This window comes from Flavobacterium sp. RSSA_27, from assembly GCF_051547125.1.
Taxonomy (GTDB): Bacteria; Bacteroidota; Bacteroidia; order Flavobacteriales; family Flavobacteriaceae; genus Flavobacterium.
The window spans coordinates 110,639-124,825 of sequence record NZ_JBPTTN010000005.1 but is presented as its reverse complement, the minus strand read 5'-3'; the positions used below and the strand labels follow the sequence as shown (position 1 = coordinate 124,825).

The following is a 14,187-nucleotide window of genomic DNA, read 5'->3' as shown; positions in this document are numbered from 1 at the left end:
TATTGTTTAACTTATTATTGATAATGTTAAACAAAAATTTAACCTATGTTTGCATAAATTATTTTGATAATAAAAAAAAAAATAAAATGAAAAAGAAGGTATTGTTGACAGGAGGTACTGGTTTTGTTGGGAAATATTTGACTCAAATGTTACTCAACAAGGGATATTCCGTATCTATTTTAACTCGAACGCCTAAGAAAAATACAGACGATATTTCTTATTATTCTTGGGATGTGTCTGCCGGTAGTATCGAAGAAAAAGCCGTCTTAGATGCTGATTATATTATTCATTTGGCTGGAGAATCAATAGGTGATAAGCGTTGGACTGTAGCACGTAAAAAGGCAATTTTGGATAGTAGGGTACAATCAACTGCACTGCTAGCTAGTGTTTTACAGTCCAATAATAAAAAAGTCAAAGCCTTTATTTCGGCTTCGGGTGTAGGAGTATATGGTGCTTTAAATGGCAAAGGAATTTGTACGGAAGATACCCCTGCAGCGCATGACTTTTTAGGTAAAGTTTGTCAAGAATGGGAAAAAGCCGCCGATACCATAGCCAAACTGGGTATACGAACCGTGAAGATCAGAACGGGTTTAGTGCTAGGTAAAGACGAAGGATTCTTAAAAAAAATGGCTCCTCTATTTCGAAGAGGTTTAGGCTCAGTGTTAGGGGATGGAAAGCAATACATGCCTTGGATTCATATTCATGATTTGTGTGCGATTTATCTATTAGCCATAGAAAATGAAGAGATGGAAGGTGTTTTCAATGCCGCAATTGAAGATAGTACTACAAATGCTATTTTTTCTAAAACACTAGCAAACATTTATGGGTATTCGCTTTGGATGCCCAAAATTCCTGCTTTTGTTTTGCAATTAACACTGGGTGAAATGGCCATTTTAGCCCTAACCGGAAGACGAATATCCAATGATAAGTTACTGCTTTTAGGATTCCGGTTTGAGTATAAAAATTTAGATTTAGCTTTGCGAGATTGCTTGAATAAATAATTTTTTATTGGTCATTTGTAGTTTACTTATGTAAAGCCTCATTTTGCTGCTGCTATAGCGAAATGAGGTTTTTTATTCTTTAAATGGAAACAACAAAAGAAAAGCTTCATAGATACTTTGGTGCAAAATAGTAGCGTGATTGTCATTAGGCATACTCTTGAAATCTATTTTGGTGTCTTTCAATTGTGCTTTTTGCAAAATAGTAACTAATGTTTCCGCATCTTTTTGCATCACAGGATGCTCTTTTTTCCCTACAGCGATGTAAATGTATTTTGATGTAGGGCTTGATTTCGATAGTAATTCAAGAGCTTGATTTAATAAACTTTCGTCATCCCACCACAAACTTGGACTCACAATTAAGTAATGGGAGAATAAATTGGGTCGTTTTAGGACGATTTCAGTAGCTAAAAGTCCGCCCAAGGATTGACCAATTAAAAAGTTGGTTCCGTTGGTTTTGTATTGCAATTGAATAAAGGGCTGCAACTCTTTTTCAATAAAATTGATAAATTCCGCCGAATGTCCTGTGGTCGGATATTCTTTTTGAAAGTCTTTTTTATCGGTATAAAAAGTAAAATCTTTTTTACGATCAATGTTGGCTATGCCTACCAAAATACAATCTGGCATTTTGAATTGAAGGTTAAAAAACTGAACCAAACCTACAATATGCAGAAAATCTTCATTCCTACTTCCATCAAGAAGATAGATTACAGGATAAGATTTGGTCGCATCATAATTTTGAGGCAAATAAATATTTAACGTTCGGTCTTCCTTTAGAATTGAAGACGCTATGGTTTTCACTTCACCAATAGTCAAAGGCGTACTTTGTTTTAAAGTTGTTTGCCCTTGAACAGAAAAATGAAGAATACAAAAAAGGACTAAAAAAGAATATTTCATACTATACTTGTTGCTTTGAAATGGCTATTTCTTGTTTTCTTCCACCCTGAAAGCTATAATTTCTGCGATTAAATCAAGCGGAAACGGCTGGTCATTCGGAAACTGCACGGAGCCTTTACCTTGTTTGTATGACGAAAGTGCGGCTGCAAAATGCGTATGACCAGAAGGTGTAGCATACAAACCAATATGATTTTTGAAAGCCGCATAATAAATCAACGGTTTCCCATTCGTTTTGTAGGCGGGCATTCCGTAGCTAATACTTTCTTGAACCTCGGGCGCTTTTTCCAAAATGAGCGCTCTAATTTGCTGCATTCTTTTCTGACTGGCTTCGGGGAATTTAGCGAAATAAGAGGCTACGGTTTCCATAACTTATTGGTTTTGATTTTTGAGACTTTCTTTCAAATGCTTGGTTCTTTCTTTGGTGATTTCCTCCAAACAAGTCAACAAAATTAAAGGTTTTATGCTTCCACCCGTATAAGGGTCGGCTTCATATTTACAATGCGAATCTCTGTATTTTATCCAGTCTTTTTGCGCTTGAATGAGCAACGCTTTTTCATTTTTGTCCAAAAGCGAAACCAATTTTTTGTAGGTTTTGTTGAGTTCAGCATCGGCTTTCTTGTAATCTAGCGATGCTTTTTCGTTCATCTCTAACTGCGTTTGTGCAATAGCAGCAGAAACGGTAAATACCAAAAAGAATAGGGACAGGAGAAGTTTTTTCATTAGGGAATTAGGTGTAAAGTGTTTGATTTTCAAATGCAGTAATGTTTTCTTTTAAGGCTTTGTAATTGGAAAACGTTCTATAAATACTTAAAAGCAATAAGAGGATTAAAGGGAGTATGAAATAGTTCCAATACTGAAAGCCTCCCTCAGAAAGCACTTGGATTACACTTCCGATAATCAGTAAAATTGCAAGTAGAATGATAGGTAATCCTTTTTTGGCATTGGTCATATTACGAAGAATAGCCTCCAATTTCGAATTTATTTCTTCAATTTGGCTACTGTTTTTGTTTTCTATTCTAATCAAATGTTGTAGTAAAAGCGTTTTATAAATTTCACTTTGTAAATTAATAAAAAACGAAAATGAAATCAGAAACATTCCTCCGCTTTTGCTCCATTTTGGCAGATGTTCAAGCCCTAAGTATTCATTTATAATTGCCAAGAAAACAAACAAAAAACAAATTCCTGCCAAAACTCCATTCGCAAGTAAGAGCCATTTACTCTTTCTGTACCTCACAAAAGTGTCAGCGTCTGAATCTCCTTTTAAGGGATTAAAATTGTTGATGATGTCGATGCGTTCTAACATTTTTAAATTTTAATTGGTTTAATTTTAGGAGCAGTAACAAGAGGCTTTTTGGCCATCAAAGTCCCGTGATACGCTATATCTTTGTCTTTTTAAAGAAAAAAGACAAAGGATGCCGCTCCTCCCGGGGCTAAAAGGAGACAAAGTACCCTTTTGTAAACATTCTCAAAAATACTAAAATCTTTTTTTTGTTTTTTAGTCAGTAAAAGATTTAAAAAAGAATTTGTGAATTTGTGGCCAGCTTTTTTAAGCCTTTGTTAGGATTCTTTTTTCATAACATTCAATTTTTAGCAAAAAAGTATATCTTTAGCCAACTATAACTAACCTATTTCTTATGTCATTTCAAGTGCATACCGCTCCAACTCTCCCCAAACCTTGGTATAGAGCTCTTTATTTTCAAGTGCTCCTTGCTATCCTAGCAGGAGTTGTATTGGGTCATTTTGTACCCGAAAAAGCGATGAATTTAAAAGTCTTAGGAGACGGATTTATTGCTTTAATAAAAATGATTATTGCCCCAGTAATCTTTGTAACAGTTACTACAGGAATTGCCTCTATGGGTGACTTAAAAGCAATGGGAAGGATTACTAGTAAAGCATTTATTTACTTTTTTATCTTCTCAACTTTAGCTTTGGTTATAGGAATGTTAGTGAGTAACATCATTCAACCTGGAGCCGGCCTGCATATTGATGCAAAATCCCTAGACCCCAAATCTATACAAGATTATATTGATGCCACAAAGGAGCATAATTTATCCAATTTTGTGCTAGATATTATTCCAAAATCATTGATGAGTTCCCTCACTGGCGATAGTATTTTGCAAGTGCTTTTCGTATCGATTATGTTCGGTATTGGGATTACGTTGACTATCGATAAAAGTAAACCAGTACTTGATTTTTTACACGCATTGTCGCATCCCATTTTTAAAATCGTTGAAATATTGATGAAGCTGGCTCCCATTGGTGCGTTTGGAGCGATGGGCTTTACAGTGGGTAAATTTGGTTTGTCTGTTTTATTGAAATTAGGAGGATTGGTGGTTACCTTTTACCTGACTTCCGCCTTTTTTATTTTTATCATTTTAGGGGCTGTTGCTTGGTACAATAAATTCAATATTTTCAAATTGCTACGATACATTAAGGAAGAGTTGGTTTTGGTATTAGGTACTAGCTCTTCTGAATCAGCTTTGCCAAATGTGATGAAGAAGTTAGAAAAAGCAGGCTGTGCCAAACAAGTCGTTGGATTGGTAATTCCAACAGGCTATTCTTTTAATTTGGATGGGACGAATATTTATATGACTTTGGTAGCACTTTTTATTGCCCAAGCCTGTGATGTTGATTTATCTTTTGACCAACAAATTTTGTTGTTACTTGTTGCTATGCTGAGTTCAAAAGGAGCTGCGGGAGTTTCGGGAGCTGGATTTATTACATTGGCTGCGACATTAGCCGTCGTTCCTGATGTGCCCGTAGTTGGAATGACGCTAATTCTTGGTATTGATAAATTTATGTCGGAATGCAGAGCATTGACTAATTTTATTGGCAATACCGTTGCTACAATTGTCATTGCTCGTTGGGAAAATCAACTCGATGAGGAAGCCTTAGAAAAAGTGTTGCGATAACGCTTTTATTTTTAAAGAGTGAACTCACAATTTTTATGCTATTAACAACTGGCGAAAGCCAATTTTATTTAATGAATTATAACTTCAACTATGAACAAAGAAAACAAACCCGAAGATTTTAAACGTGAACTCGGACTTTTAGATGGTACGATGCTCGTAGTAGGTTCGATGATTGGTTCAGGAATATTTATTGTAAGTGCCGATATTGCGCGACAAGTGGGTTCCGCCGCTTGGCTTACTTTGATTTGGTTACTCTCAGGACTAATTACGATGATTGCTGCGGTGAGTTATGGCGAATTGAGTGCTATGATGCCCAATGCTGGCGGACAATATGTGTATCTAAAAGAAGCCTACAACAAATTGATTGCGTTTCTGTACGGTTGGAGTTTTTTTGCAGTGATTCAAACCGGAACTATTGCTGCGGTGGGTGTAGGTTTTTCCAAGTTTGCGGCCTATTTGATTCCATCGTTGAGTGATGAAAATATTTTGCTCGATTTGGGCGCTTTTCAACTCAACGCGGCTCAAATTGTGTCTATCATTACGATTGTTTTCTTGACCTATCTTAACAGTCGCGGAGTAAAAGACAGCAAAACGTTGCAAACGGTGCTTACGATTATCAAAATTTTGTCGCTTTTTGGATTGATTGTTTTTGGATTTATCCTTGCGGCAAAAGCCGAAGTTTGGGAAGTGAACTGGACGGACGTATGGGAAACCAAATCCTATGATTTAGTGACAAAACAATGGACACCAATTACAGGAACGGCATTATTAGCTGGGATTTCGGCAGCTATGGTAGGGTCGTTGTTTTCGAGTGATGCTTGGAACGGAGTTACTTTTATTGCAGCAGAATTAAAAAATCCAAAGCGCAATGTGGGCTTGAGTTTGTTTTTGGGGACTTTCATTGTGACGATTATTTATGTGTTGACCAATTTGATGTATTTGGCGGTTATTCCAATAGAAGAAATTGCCACAGCCAAATCCGATAGGGTAGCGGTGGTTGCTTCTCAATATACGTTTGGCGATTATGGTACCGTGATTATTGCGGTGATGATTATGATTTCGACTTTTGCCTGCAACAACGGATTGATTATGGCGGGCTCCCGAGTGTATTATACGATGGCCAAAGATGGTTTGTTCTTCAAGCAAGCCGCACAACTGAATGAGAAAAGTGTACCAGGATGGGCGCTTTGGGCACAGTGTTTTTGGGCTTCGGCTTTGTGTTTGACGGGTAAGTACGGCGATTTATTGGATTTTGTAATCATCATTGTATTGATTTTTTATATTTTGACCATCTACGGTATTTTTATTTTACGTAAAAAAATGCCCGATGCCGAGCGTCCTTACAAAGCGTTTGGCTATCCGTTTTTGCCAGGTTTGTATATTATAATTGCCACGGCAATTTGTATTTCGTTATTGTTTACCAAATTTTCTACTTGTGGTTGGGGTGTACTGATTATGCTAACAGGAATTCCAGTGTATTATGTAACGCAGCGTAAAGTGTTAAAGGAGTAGTGTTCTACATAGGAGGGACAAGATTCAAAGAGAGAATATTTTTTATAGCAACGGATTGTAATTCGTTGCTTTTTTTTGTAAAATAAAATGGACCGAGCCTATGGCTCTTTTATTCATATGGTTTGCTGTTAACTGGACTGAAGTCCAGCCCTATAAGATATGCCGAGTCTACGACTCTTTTTGGGGTGTGCAAGTTCCGTAGGAACGAAATATTTTGTAGCAACTGAAGTCCAGCCTATAGGATATGCCGAGTCTACGACTCTTTTGGGGTGCGCAAGTTCTGTAGGAACGAAACATTTTGTAGTCACGGATTTTATTCGTTTTACAGAAAAGTGAATTTTTTTAATAGTTCTTTTAAATTATACATTTGATAGGTTTTTGAAAATTGGCAGGTGTGAAAACATGTAATTTAAGGTTTTTTTTAAAAGAATATAGGCATTAGTTGCTCGAAGTAATTTGTCTAAATTTTGTGAAACTCAGAAAGTAGTTTGTCAGTAAATGAATTTTATAAGATTTATTTTTTATTGAAATATCACTAAATGTGGGTATATGTTTGTTAATAAAATTTAAATATCTTTGAATTTATTAACAAACATAAATAATTATGCAATTAGACACACACACACACACACACACAAGGAATCAGCCTTTTAGGAAAAAAGTAACTTTATATCTTAGGGTTATGGCTTGTTTTTTATTTTTTATCAATTGTAGTAAGGATAGTTATGATTCTTTCGAAAAACAGAGTAGTTTTATTGAAAAAGACATTACTTTTGATCGTTTTAAGAAGGAATCAGGACTTTTGGATTTCGAAAACAAATTCAAAATCGATGGGACATTGGATGCAGGACTTAAAAAAGAGAATACAAACAAGCATGTATTAAATGAATTTGTTATCGACACTATTGTGATCAAAAAGTTAGTAAGAGATAAGAAGACAACCTATACCTTTCAAGTTCATCCTAAGAACATAAAATCAAATAATATTTACAACTTAACAATGTTTTATAAACAAGGATGGCAAAGTATTCTTATAGAATTAAAACCAACTAAGGAGTATTTATTATCTTTAAAACAAGGGGTTAATTCCAAATTTGAAGGAACTATTAGCCGTTTGTATCAATCCAATTTATCAAATTCAGGAAAAACTTCTAGAAGTTCCCAACTTAATTGTACAACAATTTTTGTTGAGTTTTGGCATTGTACAAGAACAGGTGATTGTGCGAGTGGCACTTGTGACCAATGTAATTTATGTGTTGGTTATGAAAGTTATAGATTATGTGGTTCAGAACCAGTTGGACCTGATCCTGTATATATTGATGCAGGAGGTAGTGTTATAGGAGGCGGTTCTGGAGGTTCTGGTGAGGGAGGTACAGGAATAAGTGATAGTGAAGGAGTGTCTATTATACCCAATTTAGAAGGATTAAATTACATTCTTGGCAATGATAGTTTTCCTCAGTGGGCTAATGCTTTCTTGAAGCAAAATCCTGATGTAAGTATAGAGCAGTTTGAATATTGGTTTACTGGCAATGATAGTTTTGAAATTGTTGCTCAATCAGAGATATCAAATACTATAGGAATAAGTAATTTCTCGGGATTATTAGAAGTAATGGAACAGTTAAAAACTGAAGTTAATGATTATTCAGAGAGTAATGATTTAAGTATTCTTCAAAACCAAACATGGGCTACAAAGACAATCTCATTAACTCCTATTGTTGATTTAGCAATTGAAATTGTGTCTAATTCAGGAACACCATATTCCTTTGATAAAGGGGAATCCAAAACCTTTATATCAAATACAGTTGTAGGACTTGATTGGGTTCAAAATTCAATGCATTTATCTGATGTGTTATTTTCGACTACGCATGCCAAAATTCGAATTTCAGGTTATATTCTAGTCGGAATTAAAATGGAAGGGCTTGAGTTTGGTATAAAGCAAAGAAAATTAATTGAAGTATTAGTAGATAAGGTAACAGGTAAAATATGTTGTGTTACAACAAAAAATATAAAAAATAAATAATTATGGAAAATGTTATAGATGTAGCGATAAGTTTAATACCAAGTTTACTTGTTATTGTTTTTATTCTTTTTTTGATAAGAACTTATATTTTAGTGAAAAAATATTTAGATGTTAAAACGGAATATTATCAATATAAATTAAAAGAAATAAAGAAGAATAGTGAATAAGGTTATGCTTTTAGCAATAATTATTTATAAACCATAAGCAGTACTATTTATCTAAAAGTAAAATAAAAAATGGAAAATATTGTAAATGATTTTAGTATAGGTTTGTTTTTATGGCAATTGTTTGTTTTAGTTTTGCTAATTACAATTGTATATTTTGTCGTAAAACTTTATAAGAAAGTAGTAAAGTATCTAGATAATAAAAGCTAATTTTTTTCAATACCTCCAAGAAAGCCATTTCTCAGCTTTTAGCCCTGATCGCAGCGGCATCCTTTGCTTTTTGGGTTAAAAAGCAAAGATAGAGCGGAGAGCAGGACGATGACCACAAAAAAGCCTATTCTTTCCGCTCCCAAATAAGCATAAAAAAATCCGTCTTGTTTTGCAACTGGACGGATTTTGTATGTTAAACATTTTTTTTAAACATATAAGTCATTTAAGCTGTGTGAAGTAGCTTGTTTATTCAGATGGTTAAAGACAATAGAAGATACAAGGGTTTTGTAAATTGGTCCTAAACTACTTCAATGAACTGACTATTTTACTTTATCTATTTAAACTAAAACTTAGGTGACTTATATGTTTTAATCAAAATGTTGTTAGATGGAATTAGCAAACAGCTTCTTCTGCTAGCACGCTTTCTACTTCGTGCAAAGGTAAATCCCAAGCTTCGGCAACGCCACGGTAAACTACTTTTCCGTTGGCTACGTTCAATCCTAATTTTAATTCTTTGTTTTCTTCGCAGGCTTTTCTCCATCCTTTGTTGGCTAATTGTAATGCGTAAGGCAAAGTCGCATTGGTCAACGCCAAAGTTGAAGTGTAAGGCACAGCACCCGGCATATTGGCCACACAGTAGTGAACAATATCATCGATGATGAAAGTCGGGTCTTCGTGAGTGGTTGGTTTACAAGTTTCGATACAACCTCCTTGGTCAACGGCTACGTCTACTACTACGGTTCCGGGGCTCATTAATTTTAGCATATCGCGAGTGATTAAGTGAGGCGCTTTGGCTCCAGGAATCAACACACCACCAATAACTAAATCGGCAGTTTTGATCGCTTCGCAAATGTTGTAATGATTTGACATTTGAGTTACTACGTTGGCTGGCATTACATCTGCTAAGTATCTCAAACGTGGTAAGCTTACGTCCATAATGGTTACTTTAGCGCCGAAACCAGCGGCCATTCTAGCAGCTTGAGTTCCTACGATTCCACCACCTAAAACTACTACGTTTGCTGGAGGAACACCTGGTACACCACCTAAAAGGATTCCTTTTCCATTCATAGGTTTTTCTAAATATTTAGCTCCTTCTTGGATAGACATACGTCCCGCTACTTCAGACATTGGTACCAATAAAGGCAAACTACGATCTGCTTTTTCTACCGTTTCGTAAGCCAAACAAACGGCTCCACGCTCTAACATTGCGTGTGTTAAAGGCTCAGAAGAAGCAAAGTGGAAATAGGTGAATAATAATTGGTCTTTTTTAATCAAAGGATATTCAGAAGCGATGGGCTCTTTTACTTTTATGATCATTTCAGCAATGTCATACACTGCTTCTATAGTTGGAAGAATGGATGCTCCTGCATCTACATAAGATTGATCAGCAAAACCGCTGTTGATTCCAGCATTTGTTTGTACATATACGGTATGCCCTTGTTTTTTGAATTCGGCTACACCAGCTGGTGTAAGAGCTACTCGGTTTTCGTTATTTTTGATTTCTTTTGGAACACCAATAATCATATGAGAGAGTTTTAAGTTACTACTTGTTTGAAAGCATAAAAGTAATTTAAAAAGAAAAAGTTTTTACATAGTACCATTAAATAGGAAAAAATTAATTTATTTATGTAAATTAGCCTTAAATATTTCTTTGCGAAATCGTTTTTTTGAATTGAAAAAGAAAAATTATCTAAAGATTACCGCCCTAAAAAAAATCCTTCATTATGAATATAGATGAAACCGACAAAAAAATCTTACGGCTTTTGCAAGCGAACGCACATTTGACGCTAAAAGACATTGCAAACCAAATTAATTTGTCTTTAACACCAGTTCACGACCGAGTGAAACGTCTTGAAAAAGAGGGAGTTATTGATAAATATGTTACGGTGCTCAATAAGAAAAAGTTAGGGAAGAATTTGACAGTTTTTTGTCAAGTTACTCTTGTAAAACAGACATTTGACATCTCGGAGGCTTTTAATGAAGCGATTCTGAATTTGCCTGAGGTAGTGGAATGTGATTTTGTTTCGGGTAGCTTTGATTATTTGCTAAAAGTGGTATTGCCTGATATGGAAAGTTACCACCATTTTCATCAAAAGAAGTTATCGGTCTTGCCTGAGGTTAGTTTGATCAATAGTTTTTTTATTATTTCTGAAGTGAAAAGCACAACGGTGTTACCGATTTAAAAAAAATGTTTGTTGTTTATAGTTTGTTGTTTATTGTTTAAGTCTTTGAGAACTTTGCGTTAATCTTTGCGGGCCTTACGGTTAAATGTGCTGCATGTGGTAAAAGTGTTACTTTCTCAAAATATGATTTTAAAAAAAAAACCACCAAAAGTTGCCTCTTGATGGTTTGTTGAATTATAATTAACGTTGGTTGTATCTACTAATAGTAAGTATAACGTCTTACTTTTGAAATGTATTTGGCCAAACGAATAACTTGATGGCTGTAGCCATACTCGTTGTCATACCAAATGTACAATACTATGTTTTTTCCGTCTTTAGAAACAATAGTAGCATTGCTATCATAGATTGAAGGTGCTGTAGTTCCCACAATATCCGAAGAAACCAATTCGTTGTTCAACGAGTATTTGATTTGCTCTACCAATTCGCCTTCTAAAGCGTATTTTTTCATAATGTTGTTAATACCTTCGACAGTAGTTGCTTTGTTCACTTCAAGATTCAAAACCACTAAGGAGCCATTTGGAACAGGAACACGAATAGCGTTTGAAGTTAATTTTCCTTCTAATGATGGTAAGGCTTTGGCAACCGCACTTCCAGCACCTGTTTCGGTAATTACCATATTTAATGCAGCAGCTCTACCACGACGGTATTTTTTATGCATGTTGTCAACTAAATTCTGATCGTTGGTGTAGGCATGAATGGTTTCTAAATGACCTTTTACTACTCCTAAAGTATCTTCGATAGCTTTCAAAATTGGAGTAATGGCATTGGTTGTACAAGAAGCCGCTGAGAAAATAGACACTTCGTCTGGATTGTATTCGTTCTGGTTTACACCATGTACAATATTTGGCACTCCTTTTCCTGGTGCCGTAAGCAATACTTTATCGGTTCCTTTTGAGGTTAAGTGACGACTCAAAGCTTCTTTTGTAGTGAAAGCTCCTGTATTATCAATTACTAAAGCATTGTCAATATCATAAGCAGTATAATCGATTTCTTCTGGAGAGTTGGCGGCAATCATGTGAACGGTAGTTCCATTGATGATTAAAGCATTGTTGGCTGGATCGGCAATAACAGAACCATTAAAATCACCATGAATGGAATCGTAACGCAATAAAGACGCTCTTTTTTCTAAGCTAATAGCATCGTTTTTATCTCGAGTAACAATGGCTCTCAAACGCATTTGATTGCCTTTTCCAGTTTTGGACATCAACTCACGAGCTAGTAAGCGACCAATTCTACCAAAACCGTACAATACTACATCTTTAGGTTGAATTTCTTCGGTGAATTTGGCTTCTTTTAATTTGTCAATTACAAAATGTCTTGCATCTGGGTATTTTTCGTCCAAAAGACCGTATTCATAAGTCAATTTTCCAATATCTAATTTGGAAGGCGGTAAATCTAAAGTAAGAATTTCACTAGCTATCTCTACAGAATCTGAAATTGAAATGGGTTTTCCGACAAATTCACCAGCGTATTCGTGCAAGTTTAGAATTTCGCTCACATTTCTGTCAATCAAATGGTTTCTGAATAAAACCAATTCGATGGATTTGTCATACCATAAATCGCTAATGATTTTGATTAATTCTACTCCAGACCGTCTTCTGTCGGCTTGTAACGTAACTTCTTTTTCGTATAAATGTGTTGTACTCATCTTGTAAATTTGTAAAAAATAAAGTTGTGTTTTTTAAATTTTTTGCAAAAGTACCCTATTTCAATCGATTTCGTAAACTGTTTTGCAATTTTTTTTCATAAAAAAAAGCCATCATGCTTTGGAGCGTGATGGCTATTGGATTTCTGTTATGTAGTGTTAGATAATTATTCTGAAAATTTCACCATTTCGATTGATCATTTCAATTCGGATGCTTTGTTGCTCTTCTTTGTTTTTCATGATTTTTGAAACGGTTTCTACATTAGTAGCTTTTACATTGTCGATACTCAAAATAATATTGCCTTGTAATTCCTCAGCATAGGGAAGGTAACGTTCATTGGTTATGGCTTTGATTTTTACTCCATAATCAATTTTGAATTTCTTTTTGTCGGCAGCATCGATATTCTCAACCTCAATACCTTTGAATTCAGAACTAAAATATTCGTTTTTGCTCAACGTTACAGTTGTGGATTTGTTTTTGCCTTCACGAATATAGTTTACTACTACTTTGTCATTTGGGCGTTTGGTATTAATGTATCCTGACAAGTCAGCAAAAGTGGCTATGTTTTGGTTGTCAATTTTTACGATGATGTCTCCTTTTTGCAAACCAGCTTTTTCAGCTCCTGAGTTTTTACTCACTTTATTGATGTAAAAACCTTGCGTTTCGGTAACACCCAAATCTTTTGAAGTTTTACTGTTCAATTCGCCACCTTCAACGCCAAGAATTCCTCGTTGTACGTTACCGAATTCCATTAAATCTTCAATGATTTTTCTAGCATTATTAGAAGGTACTGCAAACGAATAACCTGTGTAACTTCCTGTTGGAGATGAAATCATTGTGTTAATTCCGATCAATTCTCCTCTGACATTAACCAATGCACCACCAGAATTCCCTGGGTTTACAGCAGCATCCGTTTGAATAAACGATTGAATACCTCTGGCATCTAAATTTCTAGCTTTTGCGGAAACAATCCCTGCGGTTACTGTTGAATTTAAATTGTAAGGATTTCCAACCGCCAAAACCCATTCACCCACTTTTACGTTATCAGAGTTAGCAAAAACCGTGTAAGGCAACTTTTCATCGGCAGTGATTTTCAACAGAGCGATATCCATTTTAGAATCGGTTCCAATTAATTTGGCTGGATAGGTTTTTTTGTTGTTCAGTGTGATTTCGATTTCAGAAGCGTCTTTGATTACGTGATTATTCGTAACGATATAGCCGTCTTCAGAGATAATTACTCCCGAACCTGTACCTACTTGTTCTTGTAATTGTCCGCCCCCATATCCATAAAAGAATTCCATTATTGGATTGCTTACCGTTCTACGCGATACGTTTTTTACGTGAACAACTGAATGTACAGTTTTATCAGCTGCTTCAGTAAAATCAACTGCTTCGGCTGAGATACCAACATTTCTTCCATAATTTTCTGAGGCTACTGTTACGATTCCTTTTTTGTCATTAGAAAAATACCCATTGCCCTCAAACAATAGCTTGTAAGCGCCCAATGTGGTAACGCCACTAAGTAACGATACCAAAAATAAGGATGAAAATTTTTTCATAATACAATTTAGTTTTATTAGTTATTTAGTTACAAACATAATAGATAAAACGATTTTCAAAAAACAGTTTAACGCACTTTAACAGT

General features: G+C 35.2%; 12 protein-coding genes. 5 read left to right on the top strand and 7 right to left on the bottom strand.

The window, feature by feature from the left end; all coding sequences use genetic code 11:
* Positions 1 to 86: 86 nt before the first annotated feature.
* A complete protein-coding gene (locus ACSVH5_RS08385; RefSeq protein WP_438060992.1) occupies positions 87 to 1,001 on the top strand; it encodes a TIGR01777 family oxidoreductase in 915 nt (304 codons plus the stop codon).
* Between the two features lie 72 nt (positions 1,002 to 1,073).
* Here the strand turns inward: ACSVH5_RS08385 and ACSVH5_RS08380 are convergent, their stop codons facing one another.
* The 4 genes from ACSVH5_RS08380 to ACSVH5_RS08365 are packed head-to-tail and all read right to left on the bottom strand — an operon-like array spanning position 1,074 to position 3,198.
* Positions 1,074 to 1,895 carry an alpha/beta hydrolase gene (locus ACSVH5_RS08380; protein WP_438060991.1) on the bottom strand — a complete coding sequence of 274 codons (822 nt, stop codon included), beginning with the start codon at positions 1,893 to 1,895 and terminating at the stop codon, positions 1,074 to 1,076.
* Between the two features lie 24 nt (positions 1,896 to 1,919).
* A complete protein-coding gene (locus ACSVH5_RS08375) occupies positions 1,920 to 2,261 on the bottom strand; it encodes an iron chaperone (RefSeq protein WP_438060990.1) in 342 nt (113 codons plus the stop codon).
* A gap of 3 nt (positions 2,262 to 2,264) precedes the next feature.
* Entirely contained in the window at positions 2,265 to 2,615 is a 351-nt protein-coding gene (locus ACSVH5_RS08370) for a lysozyme inhibitor LprI family protein (protein WP_438060989.1), read from the bottom strand.
* A 7-nt stretch (positions 2,616 to 2,622) separates the two neighbouring features.
* The gene (locus ACSVH5_RS08365; RefSeq protein ID WP_438060988.1) at positions 2,623 to 3,198 is read right to left on the bottom strand and encodes a hypothetical protein; all 576 of its coding nucleotides are present in this window, start codon (positions 3,196 to 3,198) and stop codon (positions 2,623 to 2,625) included.
* Between the two features lie 331 nt (positions 3,199 to 3,529).
* Here ACSVH5_RS08365 and ACSVH5_RS08360 point away from each other — a divergent pair, with 331 nt between their 5' ends.
* From ACSVH5_RS08360 to ACSVH5_RS08350, 3 genes are all read left to right on the top strand, one after another.
* Positions 3,530 to 4,807 (top strand): dicarboxylate/amino acid:cation symporter, encoded by a 1,278-nt coding sequence (locus tag ACSVH5_RS08360; protein ID WP_438060987.1) that lies wholly within the window; start codon positions 3,530 to 3,532, stop codon positions 4,805 to 4,807.
* A 90-nt stretch (positions 4,808 to 4,897) separates the two neighbouring features.
* The gene (locus ACSVH5_RS08355) at positions 4,898 to 6,319 is read left to right on the top strand and encodes an APC family permease (protein WP_438060986.1); all 1,422 of its coding nucleotides are present in this window, start codon (positions 4,898 to 4,900) and stop codon (positions 6,317 to 6,319) included.
* Between the two features lie 604 nt (positions 6,320 to 6,923).
* Positions 6,924 to 8,339 carry a hypothetical protein gene (locus ACSVH5_RS08350; RefSeq protein WP_438060985.1) on the top strand — a complete coding sequence of 472 codons (1,416 nt, stop codon included), beginning with the start codon at positions 6,924 to 6,926 and terminating at the stop codon, positions 8,337 to 8,339.
* 767 nt (positions 8,340 to 9,106) lie between these two features.
* Here ACSVH5_RS08350 and ald read toward each other — a convergent pair.
* Positions 9,107 to 10,237 carry an alanine dehydrogenase gene (gene ald, locus ACSVH5_RS08345; protein WP_438060984.1) on the bottom strand — a complete coding sequence of 377 codons (1,131 nt, stop codon included), beginning with the start codon at positions 10,235 to 10,237 and terminating at the stop codon, positions 9,107 to 9,109.
* Between the two features lie 200 nt (positions 10,238 to 10,437).
* Here ald and ACSVH5_RS08340 point away from each other — a divergent pair, with 200 nt between their 5' ends.
* On the top strand, positions 10,438 to 10,896 hold the full coding sequence (locus tag ACSVH5_RS08340) for an Lrp/AsnC family transcriptional regulator (protein ID WP_159682727.1): 459 nt from the start codon (positions 10,438 to 10,440) through the stop codon (positions 10,894 to 10,896).
* A 199-nt stretch (positions 10,897 to 11,095) separates the two neighbouring features.
* Here the strand turns inward: ACSVH5_RS08340 and ACSVH5_RS08335 are convergent, their stop codons facing one another.
* Positions 11,096 to 12,544, bottom strand: coding sequence for a glyceraldehyde-3-phosphate dehydrogenase (locus ACSVH5_RS08335; protein ID WP_438060983.1), 1,449 nt, complete (start codon positions 12,542 to 12,544; stop codon positions 11,096 to 11,098).
* A 156-nt stretch (positions 12,545 to 12,700) separates the two neighbouring features.
* Positions 12,701 to 14,101 (bottom strand): Do family serine endopeptidase, encoded by a 1,401-nt coding sequence (locus tag ACSVH5_RS08330; RefSeq protein WP_438060982.1) that lies wholly within the window; start codon positions 14,099 to 14,101, stop codon positions 12,701 to 12,703.
* Positions 14,102 to 14,187 lie beyond the last annotated feature (86 nt).